This window comes from Nocardia sienata NBRC 100364 (assembly GCF_001613205.1).
Lineage (GTDB): Bacteria > Actinomycetota > Actinomycetes > Mycobacteriales > Mycobacteriaceae > Nocardia > Nocardia sienata.
The window spans coordinates 16,136-32,677 of sequence record NZ_BDBX01000048.1; the positions used below are offsets into that span (position 1 = coordinate 16,136).

Annotated in this window: 14 protein-coding genes; 10 read left to right on the plus strand and 4 right to left on the minus strand. The window is 66.4% G+C overall.

All coding sequences use genetic code 11. The features are described from left to right. The first annotated feature begins 68 nt into the window (after positions 1-68). Positions 69-1,628, plus strand: a complete 1,560-nt coding sequence (locus NS4_RS23930) for an FHA domain-containing protein (protein WP_063061754.1) — start codon at positions 69-71, stop codon at positions 1,626-1,628. 19 nt (positions 1,629-1,647) lie between these two features. On the opposite strand, the gene NS4_RS23935 is transcribed toward NS4_RS23930, so the two are convergent. Then, positions 1,648-3,081, minus strand: coding sequence for a neutral zinc metallopeptidase (locus NS4_RS23935; protein ID WP_063061755.1), 1,434 nt, complete (start codon positions 3,079-3,081; stop codon positions 1,648-1,650). Between the two features lie 113 nt (positions 3,082-3,194). Here NS4_RS23935 and NS4_RS23940 point away from each other — a divergent pair, with 113 nt between their 5' ends. The 9 genes from NS4_RS23940 (at position 3,195) to NS4_RS23980 (ending at position 13,833) form a co-directional block, all read left to right on the plus strand. Then, the gene (locus NS4_RS23940; protein ID WP_063061756.1) at positions 3,195-5,807 is read left to right on the plus strand and encodes an FHA domain-containing protein; all 2,613 of its coding nucleotides are present in this window, start codon (positions 3,195-3,197) and stop codon (positions 5,805-5,807) included. Positions 5,808-5,898: 91 nt separating this feature from the next. Next, the gene (locus tag NS4_RS33525; RefSeq protein ID WP_245665667.1) at positions 5,899-7,758 is read left to right on the plus strand and encodes a hypothetical protein; all 1,860 of its coding nucleotides are present in this window, start codon (positions 5,899-5,901) and stop codon (positions 7,756-7,758) included. A gap of 152 nt (positions 7,759-7,910) precedes the next feature. Then, entirely contained in the window at positions 7,911-8,354 is a 444-nt protein-coding gene (rplM, locus tag NS4_RS23950) for a 50S ribosomal protein L13 (protein WP_063061757.1), read from the plus strand. Next, positions 8,351-8,863: a 30S ribosomal protein S9 gene (gene rpsI, locus NS4_RS23955; protein ID WP_084487653.1), complete on the plus strand. Its 513-nt coding sequence runs from the start codon at positions 8,351-8,353 to the stop codon at positions 8,861-8,863. The genes rplM and rpsI overlap by 4 nt, the downstream gene beginning before the upstream one ends. 195 nt (positions 8,864-9,058) lie before the next feature. After that, positions 9,059-10,444, plus strand: coding sequence for a phosphoglucosamine mutase (gene glmM, locus NS4_RS23960; RefSeq protein WP_063061758.1), 1,386 nt, complete (start codon positions 9,059-9,061; stop codon positions 10,442-10,444). A 138-nt stretch (positions 10,445-10,582) separates the two neighbouring features. Continuing rightward, the gene (locus NS4_RS23965; protein WP_063061759.1) at positions 10,583-10,774 is read left to right on the plus strand and encodes a PspC domain-containing protein; all 192 of its coding nucleotides are present in this window, start codon (positions 10,583-10,585) and stop codon (positions 10,772-10,774) included. Between the two features lie 415 nt (positions 10,775-11,189). Beyond that, positions 11,190-11,507, plus strand: a complete 318-nt coding sequence (locus tag NS4_RS23970; RefSeq protein WP_063061760.1) for a hypothetical protein — start codon at positions 11,190-11,192, stop codon at positions 11,505-11,507. Positions 11,508-11,509: 2 nt separating this feature from the next. Then, positions 11,510-13,243, plus strand: coding sequence for a hypothetical protein (locus tag NS4_RS23975; protein WP_063061761.1), 1,734 nt, complete (start codon positions 11,510-11,512; stop codon positions 13,241-13,243). 50 nt (positions 13,244-13,293) lie between these two features. Then, positions 13,294-13,833 carry a hypothetical protein gene (locus NS4_RS23980; RefSeq protein ID WP_157106201.1) on the plus strand — a complete coding sequence of 180 codons (540 nt, stop codon included), beginning with the start codon at positions 13,294-13,296 and terminating at the stop codon, positions 13,831-13,833. A 299-nt stretch (positions 13,834-14,132) separates the two neighbouring features. Here the strand turns inward: NS4_RS23980 and NS4_RS23985 are convergent, their stop codons facing one another. The 3 genes from NS4_RS23985 to NS4_RS32400 all read right to left on the minus strand — a co-directional run bounded on the left by NS4_RS23985 (position 14,133) and on the right by NS4_RS32400 (position 16,538). After that, positions 14,133-14,831: a hypothetical protein gene (locus NS4_RS23985; protein ID WP_157106202.1), complete on the minus strand. Its 699-nt coding sequence runs from the start codon at positions 14,829-14,831 to the stop codon at positions 14,133-14,135. Between the two features lie 246 nt (positions 14,832-15,077). After that, the gene (locus NS4_RS32395; RefSeq protein WP_157106203.1) at positions 15,078-15,491 is read right to left on the minus strand and encodes a hypothetical protein; all 414 of its coding nucleotides are present in this window, start codon (positions 15,489-15,491) and stop codon (positions 15,078-15,080) included. A 42-nt stretch (positions 15,492-15,533) separates the two neighbouring features. Continuing rightward, a complete protein-coding gene (locus NS4_RS32400) occupies positions 15,534-16,538 on the minus strand; it encodes a DUF6301 family protein (protein WP_157106204.1) in 1,005 nt (334 codons plus the stop codon). Positions 16,539-16,542 lie beyond the last annotated feature (4 nt).

Genomic DNA, 16,542 nt, shown 5'->3' on the forward strand with positions numbered 1-16,542 from the left:
GACGCCGTGCCATACCCTGGACTGGTGGCAGGCCAACCGCAGCACGACTCCGACGGAGGCTGATCCTCGTGCGGGATCAGCAGGTCGAGGTCGTCGCCGGCGCGCACGCGGCGGCCCGGGTCGCCGGTGCGGTGGTGCTGGTGGCCCATCGCGGTACCGGCCGGCCCACCGAAAACGCCCCGGCGGTGCGGGCCCTGGCGGAGCTGGCCGAACTGGTGCACGAGGCCGTGGTGCGACGGCCCGAAAGCCCGGGCGCGCTGATCGCCCGGGAGGCGACCAGATGGCTCATGGCCCAGGCCGACCGGACCAGCCACGGCACCGCCGTGTATTTCGGCATATTGTCCGCCGCGGGCCCGGACCGGGTGGCGATATTCCTGCACGGTGCCGTGACCGCGATCCTCGACGGTGCCGGCAGCGAGTACTTCCACGGCCGCGACGCCGTCTTCACCGTCGACCGGGCGGCGGCGATACCGGACCGCGCGGTCGCCCTGTTCGTCGACGACACCGGCGACCCCGACGAGGATTTCCGGCCCGTGCTGCCGGCCACCCGCGGTATCGGGCGGCTGGTGGAGGGCATCGCCGAGGCCGGCGGGGTGATCGCCTGGACGCCACCTCCGGACCCCGGCGCGACGACCGGTTCCCGGGTGATGTCGGCCGGGGCCCGGACGACACCTGAGCCGGCCGCGGAATCCGAGCAGACCGGCGGCACGGTGCGGCCCGCGCCGGAAGCACCGGAGGGGCGGTCCGCGGCGCCGGTGGACCCCGACGCGGTGGCCACCGCCGTATCGACGCCGCTGCTGGACACCGTCGAATTGTCCGAGCGGGGGAGTGGGTCGCGCGGTGTCACGGGGGATCCGGAAACCCCCGGCAGACCGCGGAACCCCGCCCCGGACACCGATCCGCATCGGGCCCGGACCGAGATCAGCGGCCGGCAGCCGCCGCGCGGCGCTGCGGCGGCCGGCCCTGGATCCGATGAGACGGCCGACTCCCGGAAGCCCGAGCCGGAGGCGCCGCACCGGACGCCCGCCCATCCCACTCCGCGCCGGCACCAGCCCTACGCGTTATCCGGTCCACCCGAGCGTGGGACGCCTCCGCTGGACCCGGAACTGCGGCGCCGGACCGAGGCCACCGCGAAGGGCACCGCGCTCACCGTGAAGGTCATGGGGTTCAAATGCGCGCGTGCGCATCCCACCGATCCCCGGGCGGCCTTCTGCAGCGTCTGCGGTATGCCCGTGGATCAGACCCAGCCACTGATCGAAGTGGTGCGCCCACCGCTGGGCATTCTGGTCCTCGACGACGGTGCGACCTATCTGCTGGAAACCGATTCCGTGCTCGGTCGCGATCCGGAGCATTCCGAACCCGCGCGCCGGGGGCTCACCCCGCTACCGGTGGTCGACAACTCCGGTGGAATGTCGCGCGCGCACGCGGAGCTGCTGCTGGTGAACTGGGACGTGACGCTGGTCGACCGGGGATCCACCAACGGCACCCGCACCCGCGCCACGGGCTTCCGGGACTGGGTTCGCGTTCCGCCGCGTCAGCCCGTGGTGCTGGTGCCGGGCACCGAAATCCTGATCGGCCAGCGGATGCTGCGCTACGAATCGGCCGCGCCGCCCCCCTTCGGCCTGTGACACGGGTTTCGCCGCCGCGCTATTCGTACCTGGCGCTGCAGGTGTCCTCGCCGCCGAGCACCCCGGCGCGGAAGGCGTCCACCCGGGAAAATCCGCTCGGCACCGTTTTTCCCTCGACATCGCTGGCGGCCAGGCCGTCGGTCAGCAGGCCCGATACCGCCTCGTCCAGATCACCGGCGGCCAGCGTGATATCGCCCTCGGCCCGGCCCGGCTCCGCCAGTTTCCCGGTGGCCACCCCGGACAGGCAGGCCGCCCGCAACCCCGTCTTCGCTCCCACCAGATCCTGGTCCCGGCTCCGCTGCACCGACAAGGTGTAGCGCGAGATGAACACCACGTAGCCGTTGTAGTCGCCGGTGACCTTCACCGGCAGCGGGACTTCCGCATCATCGGTGGCGGCGCCGCGCTGGGCGAGTCCGCCGATATTGGTGGCGATCGTATTACTGGCGGGGCAATAGGTGACAGGTTCGGTGGAAACACCGTCGCTGCAGTCGATTTCGGCCCCGTCGTAACGGTATGTCGGCTCCTGCGGGGTCGGCAGGATCACCGACAGGGCCTTACTCAGTTCGACCAGGCTCCGCTCGGTGATCTCGAACTCCCCGGACGCGCCTTCGAAGCTCTGGGGCAGATCACCCCGGCGCTGGTCGATCTCGTCCATATCGATCCCCTTGCACCCCTTGGCGCCGTCGGTGAAACCGATCTGCACCGCCGAAACCCGTTCGAAGGCCGAACCGTGCACACTCTCGGGATCATCGGGGTCGGAATCGCGAATGGCCACCGTCGCGGCGAGGACCGAGTTCAGGCCGTCGGAGGTGTTGATGGTGAAGTAGTCCGATTCGCCCTCGGCCACCCAGCGCATGTACGCCCCGGCGAAACAGTCGGCCTGCTGTTCCTTGACGATCACCGGATCGTCGCGGTCGACGATGTCCGCGTTGTTCTGGATGGCGTGCCCGTACTCGTGGGCGATCACCATCACCACCGACATCTGCCCGAACGTCTCGGTCATGGTGGGCAGCAGCAGCGCCCGGTCCCAGCCGATGGAGTTGTCCAGCCGGCAGTAGGCGGCATTCACCATCCGATAGGTCGATTCGGTGCAGAACTCCACCGAGTCGCGCCGCGAATCCCGGGCACTCCAGGAAATCAATTTCTCGACCGGTTCGAACTCACCCTCGAACTCGGCGCCGTAGTGCTGCTCCCAGTACGCCTGTACATCGGTGACCGCGTTCAGCGCGAGGGTGTCGATCTCACCGCCGTCGCTGTGCTCGGCGACGAGGTTCGAGGCCGGCGGGTTCTCCCGGGGACCGCTGGGACCGCTGGTGGTCGGCAGGCCGGCGACCTGGAAGGGATTGTCGTAGATCGAGACCGCCCGGCCGTCCACGGCACGGGTACACCCGGTGACCAGCAACAGTGCGCACAGCGCCGAGACGACGACAGCGGCGGTCGTGAGTTTCGGCATGGATCGTCCCCCATTTCGGCCGGTGCGGGTGCTGCTCGTTGCCTCCGGAGCGGGGAGTTCGCCCCCGCTCGGGGGCACCTCCGATGCCCGGGTAATGGAATAGTATCCGCTGCATGTCTGCACCGGGGGTGCGCACCATCACGGTGCGCCATGATGGAACTGAACGAGTCTTCGATTCGAGTCAGCAGATCACTCTGGGCCGTGCGCCCGAGGTGACGCTGTTCGTCGACAGTCCACTGGTATCACGGGTCCACGCGATATTGGCCTGGCAGTCGGGGGCCTGGATACTCACCGACAACGGGAGTACCAACGGGGTGTTCGTCGACGCTCGCCGGGTCGGCGGACCCGTCCCGATCGACCGGCCCACCCAGGTCCGCCTCGGTGACGCCATCAGCGGCCCGCTGCTCTGGCTCGTTCCCTCCGGAGTCCCCCAGCAGCAACAGCAGCCGGCGCGGCCGCTCCCGCAGGCGCGTCCCGCCCAGCCACAGCAGCGTCCCGCTCCACCGCCGCCGCGGCCACAGTCCGGCTCCCAGCCGCATATCGGACCACACGGGCAGCGCGGTCCGGCTCCGAGCCAGCCGTTGCCCGCGCAGGGTCCGGCAGCGCAGCAGTGGCCGCCGCCCGGTGGACAACCGCCCCGGCCACCGCAGGTCGCCACGGCGGCCCAGCCGCCTGTCGTCCCGCCGCAGCCGGCCAATGTGAACATGACCGCCAAGGCGAGCGTGGCGGCCGTTCCACCGGTCCGCCACCGCAACACCGAGGGGCCGATCGCCCGCGCCGACCGGATCCCGCCGGGGGGTCTGGCGATCGGGCGGACGTCGGACAACCAGATCGTCGTCAACGATCCGCTGGCCTCGCGTAAACACGCACGGCTGGTCGCCGGGGCCGAGGGCCTCGCCATCGAGGACCTCGGTTCGGCCAACGGAACATTCGTCAACGGTGTCCGGCAGCAGCGCACGGTGCTGCGCGAGCGCGACATCATCACCATCGGCAATATCGACTTCGAGGTCCAGCAGGGCACGCTGGCGCACCGGCAGCGCCCGGTCGCCGAACAGGGCCTGGCCGTGCACGGTGTCGGATTCACCGTCGAAGGCAACAAACAACTGCTCGTCGATGTGAACATGCAGGCCGCCCGCGGCACGCTGACCGCACTGATCGGTCCCTCCGGGGCGGGTAAGTCGACGCTGTCGCGGTTGATCGCGGGTAGTACCCATCCCTCCGGCGGTGCCGTGACCTTCGAAGGCCGTGACCTGCACGTGGAGTACGAGGCGCTGCGCTCCCGTATCGGCATGGTGCCCCAGGACGATGTACTGCACCGGCAGCTCACCGTCCGGCAGGCGCTGGGTTTCGCCGCGGAACTGCGGCTTCCGCCCGACTCCTCCAAAGCCGACCGCCGCGAGGTGATCGACGGTGTGCTGCGCGAACTCTCGCTCACCGAACACGCCGACACCCGGGTCGACCGGCTCTCCGGCGGCCAGCGCAAACGGGCGTCGGTCGCATTGGAACTGCTCACCGGGCCCTCGTTGCTGATCCTGGACGAACCGACCTCCGGCCTGGACCCGGCACTGGACCGCCAGGTCATGATGATGCTGCGCGAACTGGCCGACGCCGGCCGGGTGGTGATCGTGGTCACCCACTCCGTGGCCTGCCTGGATATGTGCGACCAGGTGGTGCTGCTGGCGCCCGGCGGTAAAACCGCCTACGCCGGTAACCCGGCCGGCGTGGAAGCCGCGCTGGGAACCAGCGATTGGGCCAAGATCTTCGCCGATGTGGCGGCCAACCCGGACGCCGCGTTCGCGCATTACCGATCCCGGCAGGCGGCGCTGCCGCCTCCGCCGCCCCCCGCGGCACGGCAGAGCGGTGGCGGTTCGCCCCCGCAGTCGGGTGCCTGGAAACAGTTCTCCACGCTGGCGCGGCGGCAGTTGCGGCTGATCCTGGCCGACCGCGGCTATCTCGCCTTCCTGGTGCTGTTGCCGTTCGTGCTCGGGGGGTTGTCGCTGGTGGTACCGGGGCAGTACGGCTTCTCACCGCCGCCGCTCACCCAGACCGACGACGGAAACTTCGTCCGGGTCGGTAGCTCCGAACCGCAGCAATTGCTGGTGGTGCTGATTCTCGGCGCCTGCTTCATGGGATCGACGCTCACCGTGCGCGATCTGGTCGGGGAGCGGACCATCTTCCTGCGCGAACGCGCGGTCGGTTTGCGGTCGGGGGCCTACCTGACAGCGAAGATCGTGGTCTTCAGTGTGGCCGCGCTACTGCAGTCGGGCGTGATGATCGGTTTCGTGCTGCTGGGTAAGAAGCGGCCGGAGGAAGGTTCGGCGCTGGCCGTCGGTGGCGCGGAACTCTATATAGATATCGCCGTCACCGCGATCGCGTGCGTGGTGTTCGGACTGCTGCTGTCGAGTCTGGCCAAATCGAGCGAACAGGTGATGCCGCTGCTGGTGGTGGCGATCATGGGTTTGCTGGTGATGGCCGGCGGCCTGATCCCGGTGACCGACCGGGTGGTGCTGGAACAGATCTCGTGGTTGTTCCCCTCGCGCTGGGGCTACGCCGCGGCGGCGTCGACGGTGGATATTCGCTCACTGTTCGTCCAATCGCAACAGGATGCCTTCTGGGAACATACGCGTAGCGCATGGTTCCTGGACATCGGCTTGGTGGTGGCCATCACCGTGGTGCTGGCGCTGCTCACCTGGACCCGTCTGCGGCTGAAGAAGTCTGCGAGATGAGACAGGTGAACGGGCCGATCCGCCACCCCCGCCGCTGGTGGGTGGGGGCGGCGAGCGCGTCGTCCGCACACCAGGCACACTGATGCCTGTGATGGTGCGAGTTGGGGCGGTACATCTCGGGTGGGATGTGGTGTCCGTGGCCGCGGGCGGATCCGGCGTGCCCATCCGCCCCGTACAGGTCGAGGGAAGCTACAATCCCCCCGCCTATCTGCTGGCCGACGCCTCCGGCCGGCTCTACACCGCCGCTGCGGACCGGCAGCGGCCCGATCTGGGGATGGCGATCCCCGATGTCCGCGATATCCTCGGGCATCCGCAGATCGTCATAGCCGGGGCGACCTGGCCCGCCGAACTGGTGTTCCGGGCCCGCCTCTACAACCCGCTGGCCGCGATGGGGACCTATCTGCGGGGTAAACCCGATGTGGTCGCGTTGCCGTATCCCGACGACTGGCCGGATCCGAAGATCGACGCCTACGCCCAGCTGGTCGAGCAACTCGACGTCGAAGTGGAGCCGATCCCGGAATCGATCGCGCTGTCGGGCTATGTCCGCGCCCTCGGCCTGGTCCGGCCGCCCGATCCCGCCCTGCCCGAAGGAGTGGGGGCCACCGCGGTCCATTTCGACGGGCGGGTCGCGGACGGCCGGGCGAATGTGCTGGTGGTCGCGGTACACGGGGACGAGGAGCGGCCCACCGAATCGGTGTATGTGCCGATCGACCCCGAATCGATCCGCGATCCCCGCGTCGCCGACGACACGGTGATCGAGGTGATGGCCGCGGCCCGTTCCATCGGAGCGGACAATTCGACGGTCCTGCTCGCCGGGCAGGTGGTGTTCAACGAGACCCTGCGGTTCGCCTTCCGTAACCATCTGGGGCAGCGCCTGAAGAAGGCCGAACATCCCATGCACGCGCTGGTTCTCGGCGCCACCCATCTCTTGATCAGCGAAAACGAAGACGACGAGGAGGAGTCGGCGCCTTACCCGCCGCCCCCGCCGAATGCCGTGGGGCAGCCGGAACGCGCCGCGAACCACACGGCTCCCGGCCACCTCCCGGCCGGAGGAGCGAACGGGACTGTTCCCGGACAGAGCCTGCCGCCCGGCGCGTACCGGCCCGCACCCGGTCCATATCCGCCGGGGCCGGGTCCGAACCCGCAGGCGTCGGGTCCACAGGCGGCGCCGCCGGCCCCGCCCGGCCCGAATACACCGCGTCCCGGTCCGGAGCAGTCCGGGCCGGGGGGCCCGATGACGGGCGGGCCGGCGGCACCGCAACCAGGGTGGTCCGCCTCCTCGCCCTACGGTCCGACCGCACAGCCGGACCAGGATGCCACGGTGAAGGTCGATCGTGGGGAGTTGCCGCCACCGATCTCGGGACCGGCCAGCCGGTTCACCCGGCCACCGGATCCGGAGACCGGTGCCCAAGCCGCGATATCCCCGGAGCCCGGCCGGCCCGGGCCCGCGGGTGGTCCGCGGCCCGGCCCGGGGCCGGAGGGTGACCGGGGCAAGGGCAAACTCTGGAACAAGATGAAGGACAATTTGTTCGGCGCCCACGCCGTCATCGGTGTGGCCGCGCTCGCCGCCACGGCATGGGGTGTGGCCGGGGCGGGGACCGCGCATGCCGACGCCGGATCCGAACCGGTGATCAACGCGACAGCGGCGCCCGGTGCCTCCGGGATCACCGCGACGGCCGGGTGTGTGCCCATGCCACGCGTCACCGTCGAACCGCGCGGCCGGTCCGCCCCCGGTGCCGGAGAAACCGACGATAACGCTGGTCACCCGCTGTATGCCCGCGTCCCCACGGCCCCCGGTCCCGACGATTCCGTCCGCCGGTCCGCGCCGGAACCCGGAGTCTCGGCCGAACCCGATCCGGCCGAATGCGCGGAACCCGGTATCGACACCCTGCGCTATCTGGTGCCCGGTCTGCCGGGTATCGCCGATCCGGGCCCCCCGATCGATATCTGAGCAGCGTCCGGGCGGTTTCCCGGTCGCGATACCCGGCTGGTATCGTGACCGGCTGGTGTGTGGAACGCCGAGGCCCGGGTCTCAACCGGCCGCCGGGAACCCCTCGACCACACACCGGGGCCGGCAGCATCGACGACAGACAGGGAAGCACTGTGCCTACGTACAGCCCGAAGGCGGGTGACGTGACCCGGCAGTGGTACGTCATCGACGCCACTGACGTAGTGCTCGGCCGTCTTGCCGTGCAGGCAGCGAATCTGCTGCGCGGTAAGCACAAGCCGACCTACGCACCGCATATGGATGGTGGCGATTTCGTCATCATCATCAACGCCGACAAGGTCGCCATCAGCGGCAACAAGCGGCAGGACAAGCTCATCCACCACCACTCCGGGCATCCCGGTGGCCTGAAGTCCCGCACTGTCGGCCAGGTGCTGGACACGCGCCCCGACCGCCTGGTGGAGAAGGCCGTCAAGGGCATGATCCCCAAGAACAAACTCGGCAACGCGATCGCCGGCAAGCTGAAGGTGTACGCGGGCCCGAACCATCCGCATGCCGCTCAGCAGCCCGTTCCGTTCGAGATCAAGCAGGTGGCCCAGTGACCGCTCCCGAGGAATACACCGAATACGACGAAGCGGTCGTCGAAGACGCCGCCGCCGAGGTCCTGGACGAGGGCGTGGTCTACGACGACGACACCGAGTTCGTCGAGTACGCGGCCCCGCTGGACCGTCCGGTGCAGACCGTCGGCCGCCGTAAAGAGGCCGTGGTCCGCGTGCGCCTGGTGCCGGGTACCGGCAACTTCGTGCTCAACGGCCGCTCGATCGAGGACTACTTCCCGAACAAGGTCCACCAGCAGCTGGTGAAGTCGCCGCTGGTCACCGTCGAGCGCGTCGAATCCTTCGACGTGTACGCCCGCCTGCACGGCGGCGGCCCCTCGGGCCAGGCCGGGGCGCTGCGCCTGGCCATCGCCCGGGCGCTGACCGTGGTCAACGCGGACGACCGTCCCGCGCTCAAGCGCGCCGGGTTCCTCACCCGTGACCCGCGTGCCACCGAGCGCAAGAAGTACGGCCTCAAGAAGGCCCGTAAAGCGCCGCAGTACTCGAAGCGCTGATATCGCCGATGTCGGCTGTCCACCCGCCGCGTGCGGGTGGACGAGCCGGTGTCGGTTCCGAGAGCAGGCGACCGGCCGGAGTCCGGTCGCCTGCTCTCGTGCTATATCTACCGCGGTGTTCGCCGGCCGGCCGTTCCGAGGGCAGTTCCGGCAGGCGTCGTCGCGCGCTGTGGACTCACTGACGAGGGGCAAGGTATGGGACATCTGTTCGGCACCGACGGCGTGCGCGGGCTCGCCAACGATGCGTTGAGCCCGGAGTTGGCGTTACGGGTTGCCGAGGCGGCGGCGCAGGTACTGGGCGTGGACCTGCACACGGGTCACCGCAAGGTCGCGGTGGTGGGGCGGGATCCACGCGCCAGCGGAGAGATGCTGGAGGCCGCGGTGACCGCGGGCCTGACCGCCGCCGGAATGGATGTGTTGCCGGTCGGCGTGCTGCCCACCCCGGCCGTCGCCTACCTGACCGGTCTGTACGACGCGAGCCTGGGCGTGATGATCTCCGCCTCGCACAATCCCATGCCGGACAATGGCATCAAGATCTTCGCGGCGGGTGGGCACAAGCTCGAGGACGCCGTCGAGGAACGTATCGAGGCCCGGGTGGCCTCCGGTGCGTCCGACCGTCCCACGGGCGCGGCGATCGGGCGGGTACTCGGCGCCGCCGGGGCGCGGCAACCCGGTACGGACCTGCCCGACCAGTTCAGTGTGGGCGGGACCCATGAGCGCTATATCGAGCATCTGGTGGAGGCCACCGGACAGGACCTGAGCGGACTGACCGTCGTCGTGGACTGCGCCCACGGCGCCGCGTCGGAGGTCGGGCCGGCCGCCTACCGGGAAGCCGGTGCCCGGGTCATCGCCATCAACGCGGACCCGGACGGGCTCAATATCAATGCCGGCTGCGGGTCGACCCATATCGAACAGGTGCAGCGCGCGGTCCGGGAACACGGGGCCGATCTGGGTCTGGCCCACGACGGCGACGCCGACCGCTGCCTGGCGGTGGACGCCGCGGGCGAAGTGGTGGACGGTGACGCCATCATGGCGATCCTGGCCATCGGTATGCGCGACGCCGGAACTCTGGCCGGCAACACCCTCGTCGCCACCGTGATGAGCAATCTGGGGTTGCATCTGGCGATGCGCGCGGCCGGAATCACCGTGCGCACCACCGGAGTCGGTGACCGTTACGTCCTCGAGGAACTGCGGGGCGGCGGTTACACCCTCGGCGGGGAACAGTCCGGCCACGTTGTCTTCCCGCGCCACGGCACCACCGGCGACGGCATCCTCACCGGCTTGCAGCTGATGGCGCGGATGTCGCGCACCGGCGCGCCCCTGGCCGAGCTGGCGAAGGTGATCCACAAGGTCCCGCAGGTACTGGTGAACGTCCCGGTCACGGACAAGGTCGCGGTCACCGCCGACTCCGGGGTCCTCGAGGCGGTCCGTGCCGCCGAGGAGCAGCTCGGGGAGACCGGGCGGATCCTGCTGCGTCCCAGTGGCACCGAACAGCTGGTCCGGGTGATGGTGGAAGCCGAGGATCACGACCGGGCCGAGCAGCTCGCCGAGGACCTCGCGAAGCTGGTCGCGGCGGTCTGAACCGGTCCGCGGCTCAGGGTGGATCCCTGAGCCGCGGCCCCCGGAAATCAGGGTGCGGATCGGTAGCGCTGCCGATGCGGGCCGCCGGGGTGGGTGGGGATAGTGGACGGTGTAGCAACCGCGATCGAAAGGACCGCCATGACCGCCCCCGCCCGCCGTTTCACCCTCTCCTCCACCGATAAGTGGATCGGTGGAGTCTGCGGTGGTATCGCCGAATACTTCGGCTGGAGCTCCGGGATCGTCCGGCTGCTGTTCGTTGTGTCCTGTGTGCTGCCCGGCCCGCAGTTCCTCGTCTACCTGGCGCTGTGGATCTTCATGCCGAAGCGCTGATCACGCCGGCCCGGCGCCGGTAGTTCCCGTACCCCCATACCCACATCGTCGGCAGCCCCGTTCCCATCCCGGGAGCGGGGCTGCGCTGTCTTGCCCGGGATGCGAAGATGGGCAGCAATATTCCCGCGGTCGACCAGTGGAGCCAAGAAGAATCCATGCCTGGATCAGGAGAGTTCCGCGGTATCGGTATGCCGAGTTTCGGAGCATCCTCGTGGCTGGGTGGAAGTACCACCGCAAACCGGACGGGACCGGGGACCGGCGGCAGACGGACAAGGGGGCAGTGGGGGAGGTATCGGAGTGTCGGCCGCGCGGGTACGACGGAACCGATGCGCGTGCGACTGCGTCGAAACGGGTAGGAAGAGCACCGCAGGGCCGATCAGGGGCCACCCAAGCGGGGCGGACGGAGGGGAGACCCATGAGTACGGGCGATCAGACGGTCGGCATGCAGGGTGACGCGCTGGTGAGTCTGGCGAACAACATGCGTACCAGTGCCGAGGTGGTGAAGGGACAGGTTCAGGGTGTTGCCGGCAATATGGTCGGGCCCGCTGATACCGGGTTCGCGTACAAAACGCAGGGAGATGTAATCCACTCGGGTCTCGAGGTGGTGCAGCAATGGCTGAACGACTGGTCCGAGGCCACGCAGCTCACCGCGGATGCCATGGGGCAGACCGTGATCGAGATGTCGACTGTGGACAAGGAGAACTCCGATAACACCCAGCAGGCCGGGAGCTGACCGTGGAGGATCGTAAATTCACGGAACTGGTAGAAATAGGGTCGAGGGCTCTTCTGTATTTCGAGATCCTGGAGGTCCGCTATTTACGCTGGGTAGGTGAAGCGAAACCTCCTGGGTTCAAATCTTATGTGGATTTACACACACTTTTCTATCAACACAACGGTGTGAATGAGGATGCGTTCCGCCGGGCGGCGGATGCTTTGAAGATCGTACTGGATCGGGTCGCCACCGAGCGCAACCAGCAAGCGATGTTCGCGGGAACAATCCCCACGGTCTGGTGGGGGGATGCGGCGAACGCGGCCTCGAATATGATGGCTACGCAACTCCGTCTCTCCGAGGCCGATATAGATATAGTACGCAAGATTTACGGTGAAATGGATGGTGCGCAGCAGGCGTTACGTGACGCCGTGGCGATCGAAGCGAAGGCGGCCGAGGGGATTTCGGTAGGCACAGAAGTCAATGAGATCAAGGTCGATGGAAAATCTCCCGAAGATATAGACAGCATTATAACCTTCGCCAAAGGATTCGATACTACCACCACTGATTGGTTCGGTGAGAGTTTGCTCGACAAGGTCAACAAGATCTTTCCCGACTGTGCTTTCAAGGCGAGTCGACTGGACTGGTCCGACGTTGTGGGTGAAGGGCTCGATTCGCCCGGAGTCGGAAAAGATGCCGAATCCATGCATTCGAGCAATATTGCACTTCATCAGAAGGCCGCCAAGATGAGGCAGCGTTGTATCGATTGGCTCAACGATCCTTTCAAGGATGAGTACGAATCGAATGTCACCGAATTCGTGAATGCTTGTAACGAAACGAACTCGGCAGTGGCGAGTATCTATGACGAACTGGTGAAGGCGTTCGAAGGATTGAACAAGACGAAGTATCCGTGCCCGAAGGTCTCGTCGACACCGCAGACCACCGTTCCGGCCGGGACCACGCCGGGCCCGTCCAGCACAACCGCTCCCTCGACGACCGGCACACCTTCGACGACCGGCACACCTTCGACGACCGGCACGCCTTCGACGACCGGCACCGACAACCCGCTATCCACCGTCGCTGCGCTGGGCACTCAACTCGCTTCCTCGGGTATCGGCACCCAGTTGGCCGAGGGCCTGAACAGCTTGGTGAGCTCGGCGACCCAGCAGATTGCCGGCACGCTCGAGCAACTACGGGAACAAGCCGAGAACGTTATCGACCCGGGCAGTGACGACGAGGCAGATAAGGACCTGGACGGTGACGGTCGGCCGGACAAAGACGCCGATGGCGACGGGAAGCCCGATACGGACCTCGACGATGACGGCACGCCGGACAAAGACGCCGATGGCAATGGCGAGCCGGACGCCGACAGCGATAAGGGCGTCGAATTCAACGGCCGGAACTACAAACTCGAAGTGGGTCCCGACGGTCAGTTGAACCTCGTGGTGGACAGCACCACTGGTGAGCCGGTCACCTACAAGGTCGAAATCGGCCCGGACGGTAAGCCGACGATCGTCAGCGAGAACCAGCCCGGCGAGACCGCGCCGCCGGAGACCGGGAACCAGCAACCTGCCGGCCAACCCACCGGCGTGCCTGGAGCCCCAGCCGGGAAACCACAAGAAGATGGCGAACATCAGCCGCAGAACTACCCACCGCCGCAGCCCGAAGACGAGGACACCGCCGAACTCGGGTCACCGGCTCCCGCTCCGACTCCACCGGTGGATACCGGTGCCCAGTTGTCCGAGGCAGGTCCGTTGTGATCGCAGGCAGGAGTCGGTGATGGTTCTACGGCGCGATCGGTGAGGTGGATATGGCGAGCGAAGTCGAACGGATCGGCGAGGAATGCCGTCGGTACTCCGAACGCATGGTGGAGCGGATGGCGGAGGCCAAGTCGCGGCGCGAAGCCCGGAGTCGCGAGCGGGCTGAGCAGGCCGCGGCCGAAACGCAGGACACGGCGGAGCGCACGGTCGATCAGGATGGTCGAGAGCATGGTCCGCAGGCCGGTATGGACGAGCAGTGGCGCCCGGACAGCGGCCGGTCGCCTCGGTCCGGACAAGAGTCCGAGGGGAGGTCGTTCCCACTGCAGGAGAACAAATACCAGCGGCTGCGCGACGAGGAGCGGCGCACGCAACAGCAGGTGGTCGCGCCGCCGGCCGGCCGCCGTGTGAGCACGCAAGGGGTGCAGGGGGTGGAGCACCCGATACCGGAGGGGCAGTCCGACGAGCTCGACACGAACGAGGCGATCGCACGCTCCATCGCCGCCCGCCGCAGAAACAATGTCGTCGCACCGATAGACGACGATGGTGATGACGAAGCGGATTACTACAGGCGCAAAAGCTGGCTTGTCTGATTCACTCAGGGGGCCGAAGTTCACCGTTGGCGAATGGCCAGTTGTGAACAGGGCCGATAGGACGAGCATTGCCGGTGCGTGCGGTATCGCCCACGTAGCCCGACGCCCGCCTCCGGCGGGGCCGCCTGATCACCTCCGCCGGAGTCGGAGACGGCGGCCTTCGCGGCTGCCGCCGGGCGACGAAAGCGGCCAATCGGAACCGGTGCAGCTTCCATGGCGATGGAGACTGTTCGATGTCTGCGGACTCTACCGGCGGATACCCGGCCAAGTCACCGCAAGCTACGGGGTCGACAGCGAAGCTACGGCATCCACCGCGGCCGTCCCGGCTCCCTATACATAGCACGCGAATTGCCGTCCTCCTCGTCTCTTTGTCGTTGTGCGTCGAGGGCTTTATACTCATTCCACAACGAGGCGAGCATGGATCCGGCGAATCCAACGCTCGGGCCGCCGTCCGGATTGAAGTGAATAACAGAGTTTTCCAACGGGCAGATCTCCTCTAGAATGTACTTTCCGGAGATAGTAATTCGGAGCCACGGATTGCTGTCCGTTGGAAGAAACTGTGCAGACGTATATACTCGGAGCACCTGTTCGCCGTTGTTTTCATTATGAAGTGGAACCATATCGGGGCGGTCATCGGTTGCGACGGTGATGAATTCGGCTCGAAACAGGCCGTCGATGAAATACGCGGCAGGGCTGTAGCCCTCGAGTGTCCGCCAGAATATCAATTCGAATTCGTTCGCGAATCTCATCCTGGCGGTATCCGGCCTCGGCACGAAGTCCGCATTCCTCCACGCCTCTTCGGTGACGACGTTCCCTTCTTCATCGGCCCGTCGTCCGGACATCACATTTTCCGGATGGATCGGTCCGTCCGTCGGTACCGCAGGATCTATATAGTAGAACCATTTACCAGGATTCAGACGCGCGTTTTCTCGATCCTTCTCCGATATGGGCGGCAGCGGTGACCGGCCCAGGTAGTTGAATATGTGTACTTCGGACATGCGGGTGGCTCCAACTGGTAAGGGGTGGCAGTTCACTGTTCGGATCTGTGATTACAGGTCGTGGAAGGTCCAGCGGAGTGGCAGCTCTTCGTCTCACGCGTCCCCTTCTTCCCGGTGCGTTCTTCCTTGGTGAGCAAGATCCCGGACCCGGCATCAGGCCCAACGCGGTGGCGCCATGGGAGAGCGGGCGGTCCGATGCGGCAACTCGGTAGTACTCGGGAATTCTCGATGTTGGGTGCAGAGCGCTCATCTGATGGTCTGTTCCGCGCTCAGGGGTGCCCCGTCCGCGTCGACTTCTTCGTAGTCGATATTGAAGGAGAGTCCAAAATCTCGACAGTGCTGGGCAAGGGCTTCGAGCTTCGCTTCGGCTCCTTCTCGGCTGTCATCGATGTGTCCTTCGATTAGAAAGAAGGCCAGGCTGTTCGGCGGTGTGGCCATATGGCAGTAGATTTCGATGTTCTCGCCGTCGAGATATGCCTCGAAAACCTGACGCTGCTCCATCCGAATATTTTCGTCCGGTAGCCAATTTTGCAGCACACGCTCCACTATATCGGGTCGGTTTATCTCTATGGTTCCATGGAAGGAAATGATTGTCATGAAAATATCCTTGTCGAGAACGGGTACCTGGTCAAGTGCCGGAAGTGGCAATGGATCGGCCATATCCGATCCCGGAATTATCGGCTGCTATCTGTTGGCCGGCAGCTATCTCCGTGCCTTATTCAGTTGTAGTACAAGTCGGATCGAAGGAGATCGATGCAGAAGCTTCAACGTGTCTTTCTCCCCTGCCCATTGTTTCTCCGGCCGGGTTCCGGGAATCTCTGAGGTCGGCGGTCCGAAAACATCGCTGAGCGCCGTTGCCATCCTGTCGAAGGCCGCACTCAGTTGCGCTCTCCCCATGACGTCGTCGGCGAGAGTGGCAACCGGGCAGTCGATCGTTTCTGCGAATCCCCCGCGGCCCTGGATGTAGCCATGACCGGAGACCGCTTGTGTATCGAAGGTTATGCGATCGCGTTCGGATTCCAGAATTATCCAATCATCGGCCACTTCGCCGAGGCCTAGTAGGTCGTCCATAAGCCACAGCCAATGCATACCGCGGAGGCCGCGGGCCATTTGCACCAATGCTTGGTCGTCCAGGGCGGACCGGCGCACAGGGGATGTGCGCGGCCCGGGTGTGAACAGTGGTAGGTCGGTAGGACGGTTCCTGTCGTGTTCAACTGGAGTGAAGCCCAGATCGGAAGGATCTTCAGAGAAATACTTGTCGACGAGTTCCTCTGCTCGTCTCAGGGATATCGGCCCGGAAGATGGCATTGTCGACCAGTCGGACGAGGACGGGACCGAGTAGACGCTGGGTTCCGACGTTTCCGGCCGGAGCATTGTCACTTCCGTCTCCAGACGATCGACAACGGTGAGCCCTGCGGCATGTATGGCCGGTTCGATCAGGCTCTGCCAGTGGACTACATCGGTACCGAGGGCAGCATCGACCGCGATCGTCCATTCCTCGGAATTGATGCAGGTCAAGGTCACGATCATCGTGGTTACCGAGCTGTCCTGTGAGTGCTGATAGCTACGGCGTGCCACCTCGTTGCCGGTCTGACCAGTGGCGAACCCATGGGGTAACAACCCGAGCGATGCTCGCAAACCATCGAGCCGAGACTGGTCGAGCCGGCCACGCAGGGTGAGGATCAGATGCCGACCGGCCGAAGTCATAGTG

Coding starts and splice junctions, on each gene's coding strand:
- NS4_RS23935 (WP_063061755.1), bottom strand. CDS start 3,081: ATGCCGAAACTCACGACCGCCGCTGTCGTCGTCTCGGCGCTGTGCGCA.
- NS4_RS23940 (WP_063061756.1), top strand. CDS start 3,195: ATGTCTGCACCGGGGGTGCGCACCATCACGGTGCGCCATGATGGAACT.
- NS4_RS33525 (WP_245665667.1), top strand. CDS start 5,899: ATGGTGCGAGTTGGGGCGGTACATCTCGGGTGGGATGTGGTGTCCGTG.
- glmM (WP_063061758.1), top strand. CDS start 9,059: ATGGGACATCTGTTCGGCACCGACGGCGTGCGCGGGCTCGCCAACGAT.
- NS4_RS23965 (WP_063061759.1), top strand. CDS start 10,583: ATGACCGCCCCCGCCCGCCGTTTCACCCTCTCCTCCACCGATAAGTGG.
- NS4_RS23970 (WP_063061760.1), top strand. CDS start 11,190: ATGAGTACGGGCGATCAGACGGTCGGCATGCAGGGTGACGCGCTGGTG.
- NS4_RS23980 (WP_157106201.1), top strand. CDS start 13,294: ATGGCGAGCGAAGTCGAACGGATCGGCGAGGAATGCCGTCGGTACTCC.
- NS4_RS23985 (WP_157106202.1), bottom strand. CDS start 14,831: ATGTCCGAAGTACACATATTCAACTACCTGGGCCGGTCACCGCTGCCG.
- NS4_RS32395 (WP_157106203.1), bottom strand. CDS start 15,491: ATGGCCGATCCATTGCCACTTCCGGCACTTGACCAGGTACCCGTTCTC.
- NS4_RS32400 (WP_157106204.1), bottom strand. CDS start 16,538: ATGACTTCGGCCGGTCGGCATCTGATCCTCACCCTGCGTGGCCGGCTC.